General features: G+C 67.3%; 7 protein-coding genes. 6 read left to right on the top strand and 1 reads right to left on the bottom strand.

Annotated elements, in window-relative coordinates; all coding sequences use genetic code 11:
• Positions 1–4: 4 nt before the first annotated feature.
• Genes N792_RS02425 through N792_RS02395 form a run of 6 tightly spaced genes read left to right on the top strand, consistent with a single transcriptional unit; the run spans position 5 to position 17,981 of the window.
• The gene (locus N792_RS02425; RefSeq protein ID WP_052103331.1) at positions 5–7,381 is read left to right on the top strand and encodes a hybrid non-ribosomal peptide synthetase/type I polyketide synthase; all 7,377 of its coding nucleotides are present in this window, start codon (positions 5–7) and stop codon (positions 7,379–7,381) included.
• A 2-nt stretch (positions 7,382–7,383) separates the two neighbouring features.
• On the top strand, positions 7,384–13,878 hold the full coding sequence (locus N792_RS02420) for a non-ribosomal peptide synthetase (protein ID WP_052103329.1): 6,495 nt from the start codon (positions 7,384–7,386) through the stop codon (positions 13,876–13,878).
• Positions 13,875–14,675 carry an alpha/beta hydrolase family protein gene (locus N792_RS13335; RefSeq protein WP_156969267.1) on the top strand — a complete coding sequence of 267 codons (801 nt, stop codon included), beginning with the start codon at positions 13,875–13,877 and terminating at the stop codon, positions 14,673–14,675. Before N792_RS02420 ends, N792_RS13335 begins: the two co-directional genes overlap by 4 nt.
• Entirely contained in the window at positions 14,672–15,544 is an 873-nt protein-coding gene (locus N792_RS13330; RefSeq protein ID WP_156969266.1) for an alpha/beta hydrolase family protein, read from the top strand. Before N792_RS13335 ends, N792_RS13330 begins: the two co-directional genes overlap by 4 nt.
• Positions 15,541–16,473, top strand: a complete 933-nt coding sequence (locus tag N792_RS02400) for a glycosyltransferase family 2 protein (protein ID WP_084105314.1) — start codon at positions 15,541–15,543, stop codon at positions 16,471–16,473. Before N792_RS13330 ends, N792_RS02400 begins: the two co-directional genes overlap by 4 nt.
• A 5-nt stretch (positions 16,474–16,478) precedes the next feature.
• On the top strand, positions 16,479–17,981 hold the full coding sequence (locus N792_RS02395; protein WP_084105312.1) for a lipopolysaccharide biosynthesis protein: 1,503 nt from the start codon (positions 16,479–16,481) through the stop codon (positions 17,979–17,981).
• Between the two features lie 116 nt (positions 17,982–18,097).
• Here the strand turns inward: N792_RS02395 and N792_RS02390 are convergent.
• Positions 18,098–19,312, bottom strand: a 1,215-nt coding sequence (locus tag N792_RS02390; protein WP_036192489.1) for an NEW3 domain-containing protein, incomplete at its 5' end; no start/stop codon positions are given.

Raw genomic sequence — 19,312 nt, 5'->3', positions numbered from 1 at the left:
TCCGATGAACGCGAAAATTGCCCCAGCGGCAGAGCAAACCGGCCTGCTGGATCTGTTGCCGTTGCAGGCGACCCCGGCCGGAGACGAACTGCGACGCCAGCGTTTTTCCTTGTCGACAGACGATTCGTTGTGCGCCGCTTTGTGCGGGCGCGGCGTGACGGCGGGCGATGTGCTCGTCGCGGCGCTGGCGCTGGTCGAGTCGCGTCTGACGGGCGCGGATGGCGTGCTGGCGACGCGGATCACGGGTGCGGATATTTCCCAGTGCGTCGTCGATCCGGCATCGCGGGATCGCGTGGCTGCCGTTCACGCTCCATCGGGGCACGGGTCATTGGAGCCTGCGCCTTCGTCGTTGGCAGCGACCCCGCCAAGGACGGTCGCATGGGCCGTGCTTGATGACGATACGCCGCCGGCCGCGCTGCAGGACTGGGCAACATCGGTCTGGCAATTGCGCGCGGGTTCGCCTCCATGGATCGAGGTGAGCTATCGCCCGTCGTTGGCCGATGATGTCGTGAACATGCTCGGGACTCGCGTGCGGTTGGCGATCGCGTCCTGGATCGCCGGGGATGAGGTTCCCGATCTGCTGGATCCGGACGAGCGGCAACGGCAGCTGGTGGACTGGAACCGGACCAACCGGTCCCGTCCGCCGTATCCCACCGTGCAGGGGATGTTCGCCGCGATGTGTGACGCCTCGCCCTCGGCGGTCGCGGTGGTGGATGGCGCCACGTCGTTGACCTATGCCCAGCTCGACCGGCGATCACGGGAAGTGGCTCGCCGTCTGCGCGCGCAGGGGGTCCATCCTGGCGATGTGGTGGCGGTGGCGATGGAGCGTTCGGCCGCGGCGATCGTGGCGCTGCTGGGAGTGTTGAAGGCCGGAGCCGCCTATCTTCCGCTGGACCTGAAGCACCCGGCCGAACGTCTGGCCTTCATGCTCCAGGACGCGAGCGCAGCGGTAGTGCTGGTCGACGACACCGATACCTGCGCGCTGCCCGGATCCGTCCTGCGCATCGTCGTGGCTGCCACGCAAACGGATGGCGACGAGTCCGGCAACGCGGTCGGGCCTGATGACGATGCGATCGGCGATCGCGAGTCGCTGGCCTACGTGATGTACACCTCCGGCTCGACCGGCCAGCCCAAGGGTGTGGAGATCCGCCACTGCTCGATCCTTCGACTGGTGTGTGGCGTGGACTACATCGAACTGGGCCCGCAGACGCGCTTCCTGCATGCCGCGCCTTTGGGTTTCGATGCCTCCACGCTGGAGATCTGGGGTGCGCTGCTCAACGGCGGCTGCGTCGTCGTGCACGGCGAGGCAACGCCGACCGGTACGGGCCTGGCGACGTGCATTGCCGGACACGACGTCACCACCGCGTGGCTGACGGCGGCGTTGTTCAACGCGGTGGTCGATGAGGATCCGCGCCAACTGGCCGGGCTGCGCCAGTTGTTCACCGGCGGCGAGGCGCTGTCGGTGGCGCATGTCCGGCGGATGCTCGCCGCCGCGCCGGGCACGCGCCTGCACAACGGTTACGGGCCGACCGAATGCACCACGTTCACCTGCACCTGGGAGATCCCGGTCGACTTTCCGGCCGATGCGGCAAACGTCCCGATCGGCCGGCCGATCGCCAACACCCGGGTGTACGTGCTCAACACGCGCGGCGAGCCGGTGCCCGTCGGCGTGATCGGTGAGCTGTACGTCGGCGGCGAGGGATTGGCGCGCGGGTATCTCAACCAGCCCGGACTGACCGGTGAGCGCTTCGTGCCTGACCCGTTCGGAGCACCGGGCGCGCGCTTGTATCGCACAGGCGACCAGGTGCGCTACCGCCCCGACGGAATCATCGAATTCGTTGGCCGGGTCGATACCCAGGTCAAGATCCGTGGCTTCCGCATCGAGCTGGCGGAGATCGAAGCGGCGCTCGCCAGCCATCCCTCGATCCGGGCTTGCGCCGTGCTGGCGTGCGCCGACCCGGCGGGCGACAAGCGGCTGGTGGCGTATTGCGTGGCGGCGGGCAACGGGTTTTCCGAGCCGGCCTTGCGCGTGTATCTGGCCGCGAAACTGCCCGAGTTCATGCTGCCGGCGCGCTATGTCCGCATGGATTCGCTGCCGGTGACCGCGAACGGCAAGCTCGATCGGCGCGCGTTGCCGGCGCCCGATCGAAGCCGTCCCGAACTGGCGTGCGCCTACGAGCCGCCAGTCGACGACGCCGAGCGGCGAATCTGCCGTGCGTTCAGCGAATTGCTGGATGTCGACCAGGTAGGCCGGCACGACAACTTCTTCGAACTGGGCGGCAACTCGTTGCTGGGCCTGCGCCTGCTGGAGATGATCCGCCCGGCCGGATCCGCGGCCTGCATTCCGGCCACGACGCTGTTCCACAGCCCGACCGCGGCCACCCTGGCGAAGGCCATCGAAGGCCGGGACGGAGCTGCGATCGATCCGTCGCGCCTGGCGCACCGGGTCCGGCCCGCCGGCCACGACGCAGCCGACGACCCCATCGCCATTGTCGGCATGGCGGGACGGTTCCCCGGTGCGGCGGATGTCGAGGCGTTCTGGCAGAACCTGTGCGAAGGGCGCGACTCGATCACGGTCTTCGGCCTGGACGGGCTGGACCCGGCGGTGAGCGAAGCCGATCGCGCGAACCCGCTGTATGTGCCGGCGCGCGGTGTGATCGACGACGTGGAGCAGTTCGACGCCGGGTTCTTCGGCATCAGCCCGCGGCAGGCCGAGTTGATGGACCCGCAACAACGGATCTTCCTGGAGATGTGCTGGGAGTGCCTGGAGCGCGCCGGCCACGTGCCCGATGCGAGCGCGGGTCCGGTGGGCGTGTTCGCCGGGATGTACAACGCGACCTATTTCCAGCGCCATGTGGCCGCGCACCCGGAGCTGGTTGACCGGGTCGGCGCGTTCCAGGTGATGCTCGACAACGAGAAGGACTACATTGCCACGCGGGTGGCGCACAAGCTCAACCTGACCGGTCCCGCCATCAGCGTGCACACCGGCTGCTCGACCTCGCTGGTCGCCATCTGCCAGGCGGTCGACAGCCTGCGCGCCGGGCAGTGCGATATGGCCCTTGCCGGCGGCATCGCGGTGACCTGTCCGCCGCGCAGCGGCTACCCGTACCAGGAGGGCGCGATGCTCTCGCCCGACGGGCACACGCGCACATTCGACGTGCAGGCGCAGGGCACGGTATTCAGCGATGGCGGGGCGGTGGTGCTACTCAAGCGACTGTCGGATGCACGGGCCGATGGCAATCCGGTCTATGCGGTCATCCGCGGGAGGGCGGTCAACAACGATGGCGGCGACAAGGCCAGTTTCACCGCGCCCAGCATGCAGGGGCAGGCGGCGGTGGTATCGATGGCGCTCGACGACGCGGGCGTGGAGGCACGCACGATCGGTTACATCGAGACCCACGGCACCGCGACGCCGTTGGGAGATCCGATCGAGATCGAGGGCCTATCCACGGCGTTTCGTCGCACGACGCCCGACATCGGTTTCTGCCGCATCGGCTCGCTCAAGAGCAACGTCGGCCACATGGTCACCGGCGCCGGTGCGGCGGGCGTCATCAAGGCTGCGCTGTCGCTCTCGCGGCAGTGCATTCCGGCCAGCATCCATTTCAGCCGGCCGAACCCGGCCATCGATTTCGCCGCCTCGCCGTTCGTGGTGAATGCGGCACTGCATGACTGGCCCGCCGGCGACCTGCCGCGTCGCGCCGGTGTCAGTTCCTTCGGCGTGGGCGGCACCAACGCGCATGTCGTGCTGGAAGAGGCGCCGCCGCAAGGGCCATCCGAACCTGCCAGTGGTCCGCAGTTGCTGGTGCTGTCGGCACGTACGCCGGCCGCACTGGGGAGAGCTGTCGGACTGCTGGCGGACCACCTTGATGCACGCCCCGATGCGAACCTGGCCGACGTGGCTTGGACGCTGGCGGTCGGCCGCAAGGGCTTTGCCCATCGCGTGTCGGTCGTCGCCGCGGACACACCGGCCGCGGTTGCCGCGCTGCGCAGTCAGGAAGTCGCCGCCAGCGCGGCCCGCAGCCGGCCGGCGCGGGCGGCCGACGTGGTGTTCCTGTTCCCGGGGCAGGGCGCGACCTATCCGGGCATGGGCCGGGGACTGTACAAGGCCGAGCCGGCCTTTCGCGCGGCGTTCGATGCGTGCAACGACCTGCTGGGCGACTCCCTCGGGTTCGATTTGCGGGAGCGGGTTTTCAGTGACGACCCGCAGGCGTTGCTGCCCACTTCGGTGATGCAGCCGGCGACGTTTGCGGTCGAATACGCGCTGGCGAAATGGTGGATGAGCCTGGGCATCGTCCCGGCGGCGATGGTCGGCCACAGCGTCGGCGAGTTCGTGGCCGCGACCCTGGCGGGCGTGTTCACCCTTGCGGATGGCCTGCATCTGGTGGCGAGGCGCGGCGCGTTGATGCAGGCGCAGCCGACCGGCGCGATGTTGTCGGTGCGCCTGTCGCTGGAAAAACTGCAACCGCGCCTGTCGGGCGGAGTGTCGCTGGCGGCGGAGAACGCGCCCGGTGCCTGCGTGGTGGCCGGAACGCACGAGTCGGTCGCCGCGTTCCAGGCCCAGCTCGACAGCGAAGGCGTCGCATGCAGGCTGCTGGAGACCTCGCACGCCTTCCATTCGGAAATGATGGAGCCGGTGGTCGAGCCTTTCCGGGCGGAAGTCGCCGGCCTGTCGTTGTCGGTCCCGGCGATCCCGCTGGTGTCCACGGCCACGGGAACCTGGCTGGGCGCCGATGCGGCGACTTCGGTCGAGTACTGGGCCCGCCATCTGCGCGAGCCGGTGCGTTTCGCCGCGGCGCTGGGTCAGGTAATCGATCAGCAGCCTGCGCGCGTCCTGCTGGAGGTCGGCCCCCGCGCGAGTTTGAGCCGTTTGTCGCGGCAGCACCCCGAGGTGCAGAAGAGCCAGGTCGCGAGCATCGCGTCGCTGGACGCCACACCGGACGCCGAGGTGGCGAGCGTGCGCCAGGCCGCCGGCCAATTGTGGAGCCGTGGCGTGGCGCTGGATCCCGCGGTATTCGACCGGCGCGGTCTGCGCCACCGCGTACGACTGCCCACCTATCCCTTCGAGCGCAAGCGTCACTGGGTTGAAGCACTGGCGGCACCGCGCACGATTTCCCTGTCAGTCGTCGCCCCGGGCACGACATTGGAGTCCGTCATGTTGAACCCGACATCCTCCCCCGGCGTTGCTGCCCCTGCTGCGGGTAGCGACGCACAATCCGGCAACAGCGCGCGTCGGCAGCGGTTGGCGGCACAGGTGAACGACGTGGTCGAGGACGTTGCCGGCTTCGACCTGGCCGATGCCGATGCATCGACGAATTTCATCGAGCTGGGGCTGGACAGCCTGATGCTGACCCAGGTCGCGTTGCAGTTGCAGAAGACCTTCCAGGTGAAGGTGACGTTCCGCCAGTTGATGGGTGAGTGTTCGAGCCTGGAAGGACTGGTCGCGATGCTGGACGCGCAGTTGCCGGCCGACGAGCTGCCGTCAGTGCCAATGCCTGTCGCGCCGACCGCCCCTGTTTCTGCACCTGCACCTGCACCTGCGGCTACGGTCGCGATGGCCGGCCCGGCGATGCAGGCATCGATGGCGACCTCATCCGATGGCGGAGAATTCGCCCGTCAGGTGATCGCCCAGCAGATGCAGTTGATGGGCCAGCAACTGGCGCTGCTGTCGGGCGTCGGCGTGGCGGCTCCGGCATCGGTCGCCTTGGCATCGCCTCCGGCGGCCGTTGCCCCGGAGGCCGCACCCGCACCCGCACCCGCACCCGGCGTGGCCGTTGCGGCATTGGCGACGACAACCACCGACGGCGCCGACGAGGAAGCCGCGCTCGCCCACACCACGTACGACGTCAAGAAGGCCTTCGGCGCGATCGCCCGCATCGACAACAACGCGCGCTTCCAACTCACGGCGCGGCAGCGGGAAAAACTCGACGCCTTCATCGACCGCTATGTCGCCCGCACCCGCGCATCCAAGGCCTACACCCAGCAACACCGGCCGCACATGGCCGATCCGCGCGTGGTCAACGGCTTCCGTCCGCTGCTCAAGGAGATCATTTACCAGATCGTGATCGAGCGCTCGAAGGGCGCGCACCTGCAGGATCTGGACGGCAACGACTATGTCGACGCCCTCAACGGTTTCGGCATGAGCCTGTTCGGCTGGCAGCCGGATTTCGTGCTCGATGCCGTGCGCGCGCAGCTGGAGCTGGGCTACGAGATCGGCCCGCAGCATCCGCTGGCGGGCGAAGTCGCCCGACTGGCCTGCGAGGTCACCGGCCACGACCGCGCGGCTTTGTGCAACACCGGATCGGAAGCCGTGCTGGGCGCGCTGCGGATCGCGCGCACGGTGACCGGGCGCGAGACGGTGGTGCTGTTCACCGGTTCCTACCACGGGATCATCGACGAGATGATCGTGCGCGGCACCAGGAAGCTGCGTGCGGTGCCGGCCGCGCCGGGCATCCTGCGCAACACCGCCGAACACGTGATGGTGCTCGATTACGGCACGCCCGAATCGCTGGAGATCATCCGCGCCCACGCCGGCGAGATTGCCGCGGTGCTGGTGGAACCGGTGCAGAGCCGCCGCCCGGATTTCCAGCCGGTGGAGTTCCTGCACGAGCTGCGCACGCTCACCCGCGAGTCGGGGGCATTGCTGGTGTTCGATGAGGTCGTGACCGGCTTCCGCGCGCATCCGGCCGGCATCCAGGGGCTGTTCGGCATCCGGGCCGACCTGGCCACCTACGGCAAGGTCGTCGGTGGTGGATTCCCGATCGGCCTGATCGCCGGCAAGCGCAAATACATGGACGCGCTCGACGGCGGCCAGTGGCAGTTCGGTGACGACTCGGTGCCGACCGTCGGCGTGACCTATTTCGCGGGCACTTTCGTCCGCCACCCGCTGGCACTGGCGGCGGCGAAAGCCGTGCTGACCCATGTGCAGCAGCACGGACCGCAACTGCAGGAGCGTTTGAACGCGAGGGTCACCGCGATGGCAGACGAGCTCAACGCGTTCTGCGCCGATGCCGGGGCACCGGTGGCGGTCAAGCATTTCGCATCGGTGTGGAAGACCCAGTTCCTGGAAGACCACCCGCTGCAGGACCTGCTGTTCGCGATGATGCGCAGCCGCGGCATCCACATCCTCGACAACTTCCCGTGCTTCCTGACCACCGCCCACAGCGAGGCGGACTTCCAGCGCATCGTGCAGGCGTTCAAGGACTCGATCGTCGAATTGCAGGAGGCCGAGTTCCTGCCGCGTCACCTCGTTACCCCGCGCACGGCAATGGATGCGACCAGGCCACCGGTGCCCGAAGCGCGCATCGGCCGCGGCCCGGACGGGCGTCCTGGCTGGTACGTGCCCAATCCCGATGCGCCCGGCAAATTCCTGAAGGTAGGTTGATCATGAGCACCCGTTACGTTTCGACCCAGGTTGCCGCGGTCGATTACGACCCGTTTGCCAGCGGGCAGGTGGCGCGGGTGGTGCCGACCACCGAGCCGCAGCGGGAGATCTGGCTCGCCGATCAGCTCGGCACGGAAGCGTCACTCGCGTTCAACGAGTCGGTATCGCTGCGGCTGCGCGGGGCACTGGATGCGGATGCGCTGCAGGAGGCTTTGCGCGGCCTGCTGGACCGACACAGCGCGCTGCGCACCAACCTGGGCCCGGACGGTGAAACCCAGTGCGTGCTGGACCGGGTGGAACTGGCGCTCGATTGCGTGGACCTGACGGGCTTCGGTACCGACCAGCGCGATGCGACGGTTGCCGAGCGTCTGCGGCGGGCGGTGGAGACCCCGTTCGACCTGCGGCACGACCGCCTGTTCCGGGCCGAACTGCTGCGCCTGGCACCCGACGAACACCTGCTCGTGCTGACGGCCCACCACATCGTCTGCGACGGCTGGTCCTGGTGGGTGCTGGTGCAGGACCTGGGTGCGCTGTACGCCCGGCACTGCGGCCGTGATGCGCCGCCGCTTCCGCCGGCCGACTCCTTCGCCGATTACGCCCTCGCCGAGGCCGGCGATGCCGCGCGCGCGATCGGTGGCGACGACGACGCGTCGTACTGGCTGTCGCGCTTTGCCGACAGCGTGCCGGTGCTTGAGCTGCCGACAGATCGTCCGCGCCCTTCACGACGCACCTTTGCCTCCCGGCGCGAGGACCATGTGCTCGACACCGAGCTGGTCGCCGCCGTCAGGCAGGCGGGCGCCAGTCGCGGGGTGAGCATGTTCGCCACATTGCTGGCGGCTCTGGCCAGCCTGATGTCGCGTCTGGCGGGGCAGTCGCAGGTGGTGGTCGGCATCCCGGCCGCCGGGCAGGCGGTTGACGGGCACGACCGTCTTGTCGGGCACTGCGTGAATGCGCTGCCGTTGCGGTTTGATTTCGATCCGGCGCAGTCGTTCGAGCAGGTCCTGGGAGAGGCCCAGGACACCCTGCTGGATGCCATCGAACACCAGCGCTACACCTTCGGCACGTTGCTGAAGAAGCTGAAGGTGGAGCGTGATCCGGCGCGGCTGCCGCTGGTCAGCGTGATGTTCAACATCGACCAGGCGCTGGAGCGGGAAACGACCAGCTTCCCCGGCCTGTCGATGACGTTCGACAGCAATCCGCGCAGCTTCGAAAACTTCGAGATCTTCATCAACGCCGTCCATGAACACGGCACCTTGAAGCTGGAGTGCCAGTACAACACCGACCTGTTCGATGCGGCCACGATCCGGCGCTGGCTGGCCGCGTATGAATCCCTGTTGCGCGCCGCAGTGGTCGACCCCACCGCGGTCGCGGCAAGCCTGCCATTGGTGGATGCCCAGGCGTATGCCGAACTGGCGGCGCTGCAGCCTGCGCCGGTTGCGTTCGACCGTGAGCGCCGCATGCACGAGTCGTTCGAGGCCCAATGCGACCGCAGCCCGGAGCGGGTGGCGCTGGAGTTCGCGGGTGAGACGCTGACCTACGCGCAACTGGAGGCGCGGGCCAACCGTATCGCCCGGCTGTTGCGCGCGCGGGGTGTCAAACGCGGCGGGCTGGTTGGCATCGCGCTGGATCGCGGGACGGACATGGTGGCGGGGGTGCTGGGCATCCTGAAGGCCGGCGCCGGTTATGTGCCGCTGGACCCGCAGTTTCCCGCCGAACGCCTCGCCTACATGGCCGGAGACGCCGGCTTGGCCGCCCTGCTGACCCAGCACGCGCATGCGGCGAAGTTCGACCTGCGCGGCCGCGCGGTGCTGCTGCTGGACCGGTTGGAGGATGAACTGGCGGCAATGCCGGCCCTGCGGCTGGGTCGCGACGCGGATGCCGCCGAACCCGAGTCGGTCGCGTACGTCATCTACACATCCGGCTCGACCGGCAGGCCGAAGGGCGTGCAGGTGCCGCATCGCGCGGTCGCGAATTTCCTGACCGGCATGCTGCGCACGCCGGGCATCGACGCGGAAGACCGATTGCTCGCAGTGACCACGCTGTCGTTCGATATCGCAGTGCTGGAGCTGATGCTGCCGCTGTGCGTGGGCGCGCGGGTGGTGCTCGCGGACCGCGACACGGCCATGGATGGCGTGGCACTCAACCGCATGCTGGTGTCGTCGGGGGCGACCATGATGCAGGCCACGCCGGCAACCTGGCGGTTGCTGCTGGAAGCCGGTTGGGCGGGCACTCCGGGATTCATCGTCATATGCGGCGGTGAGCCCCTGCCCACGGACCTGGCGAGTGCGTTGTTGCAGCGCTGTGGCGCCTTGTGGAACGGCTATGGCCCCACCGAGACGACGGTGTATTCGACCATCGCACGGGTTGAGCAGGCACCCGGCCGGTCGGTGCCGGATATCCATATCGGCCGTCCAGTCGCCAATACCCGCATCTGGATCCTCGATGAGCGGGGCGGCCTCTGCCCACGTGGCGTGCCCGGCGAGATCTGCATCGGCGGCGAAGGTGTGGCCCTGGGCTATCTGGACCGCCCCGAGTTGACAGCTGAACGGTTCGTCCCGGATGGCTTTGCCGGCGCGTCGGCCGCGTCGGTTGGAACCGCGGCGCCCCTGCTGTACCGGACCGGCGACCTTGGCCGCTGGCGCCCTGATGGAAACATCGCGCACCTCGGACGACTGGATTTCCAGGTCAAGGTGCGTGGCTACCGTATCGAGCTGGGTGAAATCGAAAGCAACCTGGCTGGCCATCCGGACGTCGCACGGGCGGTGGCGGCGGCGCGCGAGGACCGCCCCGGCGATGTGCGCCTGGTCGCTTACGTGGTACCGCGGGAACGATGCAATCCGGAGCCGGCGGTACTGGCCGCCCACCTGCGCGACTACCTGCCGGAGTACATGATTCCACAGCACTTCCTGCTGCTGGATGCGATTCCGCTCATGCCCAACGGCAAGGTCGACCGCAAGACATTGCCGGCCCCGGATCTCGCCCGCGCTCCCGAGCCGGAGGACGGATCGCCGCGTGACGGACTGGAGCAGTCCATTGCCGATGCGATGGCGAAGGTGCTCGGACGCTCCAGTGTCGGTATCCATGAAGGATTCTTCGAGCTGGGCGGTCATTCGCTGCTGGCGGCGCAGTTGTGTGCGCGGCTGAGTCGTGAACTGGACATGGAAATCCCGCTGCGCAGCCTGTTCGATGCACCGACGGTGGCGGCGCTGGCGGCGTTGTTGCGCTCGCGCGAGAGCGCGCAGCCTGGTAGAGGCGCCCCGGAAGTGCCGCGTCGAGAGAACCAGGCGACCGCACCGATGACGCTGATGCAACAGCGGCTTTGGGTGCTCGACCAGATGGAGCCGGAAAGCGTCACCTGGAACACGCCCGCTGCCCACAGGCTGAAGGGAGAACTGGATCGGACTGCGCTGGAAGTCGCCTTGCAGGAGATGGTAAGGCGCCAAGCCTCGCTACGCACCAGCTTCGCGGCCTGCGGCGACGGTGACGAGGTGGTGCAGCAGGTGCACGAGACGATCGATGCCCCGTTGCTTGCCTTCGAGGATCTTTGCCGGCTACCGGTGGAGGAGCGCGAACCGGCGCTGCGCACGCGCCTTGATGCATTGATCGCGACGCCGTTCGAGCTGGATCGCACGCCGCTGTTCCGGGCCGCCCTGTTCCGGCTGGCCGAGCAGGAGCACGTGCTGTTTTTCATGGTCCACCACATCGTCTGGGACGGCTGGTCGTTCGATCTGTTCTACGACGAAATGACGGCGCTTTACACCGCTTTCAGTACGGGCGGTCATTCGCCGTTGCCCGAGCTGGAGGTGAGCTACGGTGACTTTGCCGATTGGCATCACCAGCGCCTGGCCGGCGACGAGATGGGTCGGCAGCTGGACTACTGGAAACGGCAACTCGAAGGTGCGCAGGAACCGTTGGACCTGCCAACGGACTTTGCCCGGCCGCCACAGATGTCGGGCCGGGGAAGTACCGAGTGGCTGAACTTCGACCACGACACTGCCGATGGCTTGCGTGCGCTCGGTGCGCAGGCGGGCGGCACGCTTTTCATGACCTTGCTCGCGGCTTATTGCGTACTGCTTTCCCGTTTCACGGGTCAGCGCGAGCTGACCATCGGCGTGCCGGTGCGGAATCGCGATTCGGCGGCACTGGAAGGGGTCATGGGGCTGTTCGTGAACATGCTTCCTCTTCGTTTTGCGGTGGATCCGGAACGGCCTTTCAGCGAATTGGTCAGTCACGTGCGCGAACGCGTGCTCGAAGCGTTCTCGTATCCGGACGTACCGTTCGAGCAACTGGTGCGCGAACTGCACCTGCCACGTGATCCCAGTCGCTCGCCGGTCTACCAGGCCATGTTCTCGTTCCAGGATGTCCGCCAGCGGCCAGGCAAGTGGGGGGAGCTGAAGCACGAGCGCTTCCCGGTGTTCCAGCCGGGCGTGGCCCAGGATTTGGGCCTGTGGTTCGTGGAGACCCGACACGGCCTGAGCGGCGGTCTGGCCTACAACACCGACATCTTTGCCGACGATACGGCGGTCCAGTTCCATCGGCGCTTTGCCGCGCTGCTCTCGTCCCTGCAGGCCCAGCCGGATGCGGCCGTGGGCGACCTGGACCTCTTCAGCCCGGAGGATCACGCGTCGCTGGAGGAGTGGAACAGCACGCAGGCCGAACTCTCGGGCGCATCGACCGTGCACGAACTCCTGCAGGCGCAGGCACGACGGACACCGGAGCGGGTCGCGTTGCGTTTTGGCGAGGCCACGCTTAGCTATGCCGGGCTGGATGCACGCAGCAACCGCATCGCCCGGGTGTTGCGCGACCGCGGGGTGCGGGTGGGCGATCTGGTCGGCATCTGCCTGGACCGGGGGCTGGACCTGGTGGCCGCGATGATCGGCGTCCTCAAGGCCGGAGCCGGCTATGTGCCGCTTGACCCCGGATATCCGCCGGCGCGCCTGCATTTCATTGCCGAGGATGCCGGCCTTGCGTTGATCGTGACCGGGGAGGAGCCGGGCCGAGCCCTGGACTGGCCACGGGAGCGACTGCTGTTGCTGGATGAGGAAGCCGACCGGATCGCAGCGGCACCGGCGGAGCCGCCTGCGGTCGAGGGTGTCGGTCCGGAATCAGTGGCGTATGTGATCTACACCTCGGGCTCGACCGGCCAGCCCAAGGGCGTCTGCCTGCCGCATCGCGCGGTGCTGAACTTCCTCGCCAGCATGGCGCGGGAACCGGGCCTGGACGAGCACGACCGCCTGCTGGCGGTGACGACGACGTCGTTCGATATCGCCGTGCTGGAACTGTTCCTGCCCTTGGCGGTAGGCGCCGAGGTGATCATGGCGAGCCGCGAGCAGGCGCTGGACGGCCACCTGCTGGCCGAACTGATGGCTGACGCCGGACCCACGGTGATGCAGGCGACGCCATCGACCTGGCGGATGCTGTTCGAGGCCGGCTGGCAGGGGGATGGCCGCTTGCGGGTGCTGGTCGGTGGCGAGCCGCTCGCTCCGGAACTCGCCGCCCGCCTTTGTGCCGGCTGCGCGACCGTGTGGAACATGTACGGCCCGACCGAGACCACGGTCTGGTCGACCTGCTGCAAGATCACCCGCCCGCAGGACGGCATCTCGATCGGCCGTCCGATCATGAACACGTCCGTCCACGTACGTGATGAGCGCGGACGGCTTTGCCCGGTGGGTGTGTCCGGAGAGATCTGGATTGGCGGCGCCGGTGTGGCGCTGGGCTATCACCGCCGGCCCGAACTGGACGCCGAACGCTTCATCGATGATCCGTACACGTCGCAACCCGGGGCGCGGCTGTATCGCACCGGCGACCGCGGCCGCTGGCGTGCGGACGGCACGCTCGAGCATCTGGGACGCCTGGACTTCCAGGTCAAGATCCGCGGCCACCGGATCGAGCTGGGGGAAATCGAGGCCCGGGCCGCGGCCGATCCTGCGGTCGCCGAGGCGATCGCCGTCGTGCGGGAGGACCGCCCCGACGACCTGCGGCTGGTGCTGTATCTGACGGCCCGGGCCGGCATGGAGATCGATGTGGCCGGCATGCGGGCGCGGCTGAAGACCGTGCTTCCCGACTACATGGTGCCGCAGCACCTGGTGGTGCTGGATGCCATGCCCCTGCTGCCGAACGGCAAGCTGGACCGCAAGGCGCTTCCGGCGCCTGTCGCGCCGGTCGTGGCGCCTGGCATGGTCGTGAACGAAGCGCCGGACGCACGGGTGGCCTACCTGATCCAGGTCTGGTCGGACCTGCTGGGGGTCGAGGTGGGTTCCGATGACAACTTCTTCGATCTGGGAGGGCACTCGATGCTGGCCGTGCAGATGGCGAACCGGGTCGCGCGCGACACCGGCGTCCGCCTGAAGCTGATGCCCATGGCCACGCAGACACTGGGCCAGATTGCGGTCGATATGCCGGACATGAGCACCCAGGCAACTGCAGCACGGCTGGGGTCGCGGATCACCCACGGCTTGAAGCGCCTGTTCGCGCGCCGCGAGGTGCCAGCCCCGTGATCGAGCCGCTCTATTTCGGCGAACCGCAGCGGTCGCTGTTTGGCGCGCTGCATCGGGCGCGGCGATCTCAACGCCGGCCAATGCTGATGTGTACGCCGCTGCTGCAGGATGGCATCCGCAGCCATCGTGTGCTGCGCGTGATCGCCGAAGGGTTGGCCGAGGCCGGCGTGGACACCTTGCGCTTCGATTGGTACGGCAGTGGCGATTCGGCCGGCGATTCCGGTGAGTTGTCATTGCCGGGTTTGCTTCTCGACATCAGGGAAGCGAATGCTCTGCTGGGCTCGGTCGTGGGCGGTGCCCGCCCCCGCGGGTTCGCCCTGCGCAGTTCGGCCGTGCCGCTGCTGCTGCACGCGGCCGGCCAGACGGAGCCCGCAGAGCTGATCCTGTGGGACCCATGCCTGTTGGGGCATGAGCTGGTAGCGGACTGGCGCGGGCAGCATTCCCAACAGTTGGAGAAAGCCGGGCGCTACCCCGGCGGGCATGCGGAACCTTCGCCGGACGACCTTCTGGGTTTTGATGTCCGTCCGGGACTGTTGGCATCGATCGATTCCTTCGATGGCCGCTATTTCCCGTTGCCGCCCGGCAGCAGGGTGCTGATGGCGGTGTGGGAGTTCCGGCCCGAGCACGAACGGTTCGTCGACAGCCTGCGTGGCGCCGGCACCGCCGTGGAGTGGCGGACGCTTGAGATAGACGACAGGCCCTCGTTCGACGATCCGAACCGGTTCGAGAGCCAGGCACTTCCGCGACGAAGCGCGGCCCAGTTGGTGCGATGGCTGACTGACGGCGATTGGTCATGACCACCGTGAACCCGATTCCACCTCCGGCATCCTGGCTTGGCCAGGCGTCGAATCGCATGGGCGAGAGCGTGCACTGCTTTGGTCCCGGGCTGGTCGGTGTGTTGCACCATCCCCGCGCCGCCGTGGCGCAGCGAACGGCGGTGATCCTCATGAATGCCGGGCTGGTGCACCGGATCGGTCCGTTCCGCAGCTACGTGCTGTTGGCGCGGGTGCTGGCCGCGGCCGGCTTTCCGGTACTGCGTTTCGATCAGGGCGGCCTGGGTGACAGTGCAGCATCGAAACTGGGATCGGTCGAGCGGAGACAGGGCGAGATCACTGCGGCGATGTCCTTGCTTGTCGCCACGGGAGAAGCGGATCGGTTCGTGCTTGGTGGCATCTGCTCCGGCGCGGACGACGCTTTCCTGCTCGCAGGACTGGAGACCCGAGTGGTGGGTCTGATCCTGCTTGACGGACTGGCCTACCGCACCCTCGGGTTCTGGTGGCGCCATTTGCTTGCGAAGCTGCGGATGCGCGATCGGTGGAAGCGGCTGCTGCGTCTGCGGTGGCGGCTCGCAATGGACGAATACCGGGAACACCCGTCGCGGGCGGAAGCCGCGAAGCAGTTGGCCCGATTGGTGGCGCGCGATGTGCGCCTGCTTCTCCTCTATACCGGCGGCAGTGAGCGTTACTTCAACTACCGTGGCCAGTTGTCCGCCTGCCTCGGGCGCGCGGCATGTGCGCGCCAGGTGACGCTCGAGCTGTGGAAAGACTGCGATCACACCTTCTACCTCCAGCGTGACCGGCAACGCCTGCAACAGACGTTGGTGTCCTGGATGCAGCGCGAATTCGGCAGTGATGATGAAAGCTCCCCGCCCAGGCGGGAAGGATGATGGCCATGACCATGGAACCGCCACTGGTCAGCGTGATCATGCCGGTCTACAACGGCGAGCGATTCATCGAAGCCGCTCTGCGCAGTGCATTGGGGCAGGACTTCAGCGATTTCGAGATCGTGGTCCTGGATGACGGCTCCACCGACGCCAGCGCCGGGATTGCACGTGAATACGCCCGCATGCATCCGCGGCACGTGCGATATTTCCGGCAGGAAAACGGCGGCTTCTGTGCCGCACGCAATGCGGCCATTGCAGCTGCCCGAGGGCGATATCTTGCGTTGCTGGATTGCGATGACCTGTGGATGCCGCAGCACCTGTCACACGCTATTGAGGCACTTGAATCCGATCCGCAAACCGTGCTGATCCATGCCAATGTCCGTTTCATTGATGAAAACGGAGCGGTGCTGGCGGAGTTCCTCCACAAGGAGCGCTGGGCGCAGTGGGGGCATGACCCGTTCAAGGCCATCTTGCTGCGATACGAACACGTAGCGTGCGCGACCACGGTGTTCCCCCGGGCGCTGGCAGTAGAACTGGGTGGATTCGACCTGCGTTACTCGGGCCTCGGTTGCGAGGATCGTGATCTGTGGTTGCGCCTTGCGCTGCGGGGGAAGGTGCGGCACCTGCCTTATCACGCCGCCGACTATCGCGTGCATGGCGGCGGAGTCAGTCGCAGGCGTGAACGGATGTTGTGCGGACGAAGGTTGCTGGTGGAACGCATGACCGACTTTTCCGAGGGCCGGCGTCTATATCCGGCGGCTTTGGCGGCACTGGCATTGAGCGAGGCGGAGGAGTGCGTGCCCGGATCGGAGCGTGGACGAGTGCTGCGCGCCTACGGCACTGCCATCCGCTTGAACCCGCGTGACCTGCGCGGTTGGCGTGGCCTGGCACGGGCTTTGCTGCCCAGTCGCGTGCGCGCGGCCCACCCGTGAATGCGATGACAGCCACGCATGTGAAGGCACCCGGCATCGCCACGCACTACCTGCGTTATTCCGCTGGCAGTCTGCTGGTGATCGTCGCCGGCCTCATATCGTTCCCGATATTGACCCGCCTGCTGGACAACACCCAGTACGGCATCCTGGGTTACGTCGACACCTGGGTGGTGATGGCGGTGTCGGTGGGCAAGCTGGGTGCGCAACACGCCCTGCTGCGCCTGTATCCGCATGGCGGCGACGCATCCCGCATGGTCGCCTTTTCCACCAACCTGTTCTACGTGCCGCTGGCCATCTCACTGACGCTCTGGCTGGTGGTGGCGGTGGTCCTGGCCGGGTTGAATTGGGTGGCGGGCCTGCACCATTCGCCGATGTTCTGGCTGGCTCTGTTTCTGGTGCCCATGCTGGTGTCGGCCAGCATGGTGGAGATGGTGCTGCGGGCGACGGAAAATTCGCGGTTGGTGATGTTCACGCGGATTGCATGGCGCTGGCTCGAACTGGTGCTGGTGCTGGGCTGCGTATTGCTGATCCAGCACAGCGCCCTGGCCGCATATGGAGGAAGGTTTCTGGCGTCCGTGCTGGCGTTCGGATTTTTTTACGTCCGTTGGACACGTCGGAACATGAGCTTTTCGCGCGCAGCGGTCGATCTGTCGGTGCTACGTCAGGGAATGGCGTACGGCCTGCCGCTGGTGGCCAACGAACTCGCGATGGTCGCTCTGGTCTCGGTCGACCGGCTGATGCTCAAGGAAATCCTCGGCGACTATGCGTCCGTGGGTATCTACACCATCGGTGCTTCGTTGGCGATGCAGGTCAATGTGTTCCTGGGCATCACCATGTTCGAGGCGTTCTCGCCGATGGCCAACCGCCTGTTCGACACTGCGGGTGCCGAGGCGGTACGGGCGCTGAAGTCCCGGGTGTTGCTGGTCATGACGTACGCGGCCACGGGTATTGCGGTGTTGCTGTGGTGCTTGGGAACGGATCTCATCATCGCTCTGAGCGGGCCGGACAAGGCTGCATCCGGGCCCGTGTTCGCGATGATGGGGATTGTCTATGCCCTGCAGCCGGTACTGTTGGTTGCCGGCTATGGGCTGTTGTTGGAAAAGCGATCGCTCAAGGTCCTGTCGCTGATGTGCGGCGCCTTGCTGATCAACGTGGTCGGCAATCTGCTCTGGATCCCGGCGTACGGGGTGATGGGTGCGGTGTATGCCACCGTTCTCAGCTCGGCGACCCTGTCAGTCGCGCATTGCATTTTTGTCCAGCGCTCGCTCCTGCAATTGCCGCGTTTGCGTACGGTGGTGATCGCGCTGGCAGTGGCTGGCGTCGCCGCCCTTATCAGCGTTGGCGGCGACCGGCTCGGTCTGGCACCCGGGTGGCCCAGGTTGTTTGCCTTGGGGCCGGCGATGGCGGGGGTCTATGTGGTGCTGGTGCTGCTGCTGGATGGCGGGCTGAGGTCCCTGCTGATGGAGTGGCGGCGTGATCGCGGCCGCCGGGCTGCCTCGGTGGCTTGAGAGGTACCCATGCCGATACCCGGAACAAAAAATGGGCGCCCCGTAAAGGGCGCCCATTGGTTGGTGGATCAATGGCGGTCTGTGGACCAACGAGTCGGGGACTCGTCCCTCATGACTCAGCGCGCCGTGAAGTTGGCGTAGGCAGAGATCGTGTCAGGGCCGCTGGTGGCGTCGGAGCGCATGAAGTAGCTTCCCGCATTGGCTTTGGTCCGGCCAATTGAAAAGCTGGCCTTGGCGTACCCGTTACTGGCAGTGGTCGCGGAAATCTTCACCACCTGCCCGTTGGGCTGGGTCACGTTGAAGACCACACGGGCTCCCCTGATCGGACTGCTGCCCTTCATCGCACGAGCGGTGAAGTAGGCCCTTTCGCCGAGCGCATAGGTGCTCTTGTTGACCGTCAGGGTGTGGGTGAAGCTGCCGGTCGGCGGCGGAGTGACGGTCGGGCTGGCCACGGTGTAGCTCGCCGATGCGTTGGCGGTGTGGGTGCTGCCGGCGGCGCTGCTGATACCGGCGGCAATGGCGTACTTGCCGGCGGCGGCCGTGGTGGTGGAGGTGACCGCCAGAACCGTGGAGCTGCTGGCGCCAGGCGCGAGCTCCATGGTGCTGGCGAGGCTCGAGGTCCAGCCGGCCGGGACGGTCTTGGCAAGCTGGAAGTTGGAGCTGGCGCACGCGGCACTGTCATTGTTGCGGACCGACAGGGTGTAGCTGGCCTTGATGCCGGCCTGCAGCGAGCCCGTCGGGCCGGTCAGGCTGACGGTCGGTGCCGAACGGGTGCAAACCGGCGGCGGAGTGACGGTCGTGCTGGCCACGGTGTAGCTCGCCGATGCGTTGGCGGTGTGGGTGCTGCCGGCGGCGCTGCTGATCCCCGATGCAATGGCGTACTTGCCGGCGGCGGCCGTGGTGGTGGAGGTCACCGCCAGGACCGTGGTGCTGCTGGCACCGGGGGCCAGGGCCAGCGTGCTGGCAAGGCTTGATGTCCAGCCTGCCGGAACGGTCTTGGCAAGCTGGAAGTTGGTGCTTGCACAGGTGGCGCTGTCGTTGTTGCGGACCGACAAGGTGTAGCTGGCATTGCTTCCGGCCTTCAGTTCGCCGGTGGGACCGGTCAGGCTGATGGTCGGTTTGGCCCGGGTGCAACTCGGCGGCGGCGTGACGGGCGGCAGAGTGGTACCACCTCCGGCCTGGAGCTCGATCGCTCCGATATCGGGGCCGGCGCCGACCGGGCGTGGTTGCAGCAGGAAGTCCTGGTTGAAGCCGCTGAGCGCGATGGCCTTGTCGATGATCGGGCTGTCGGCGAGGGGCGCGGGGTCGAAGCTGGCCAGGGTCATGTTCTT

It is taken from the genome of Lysobacter concretionis Ko07 = DSM 16239 (genome assembly GCF_000768345.1).
GTDB classification, from domain to species: Bacteria; Pseudomonadota; Gammaproteobacteria; order Xanthomonadales; family Xanthomonadaceae; genus Novilysobacter; species Novilysobacter concretionis.
Note: the sequence above shows the minus strand (reverse complement) of the source record. Positions and strands in the feature narration are given on the sequence as shown.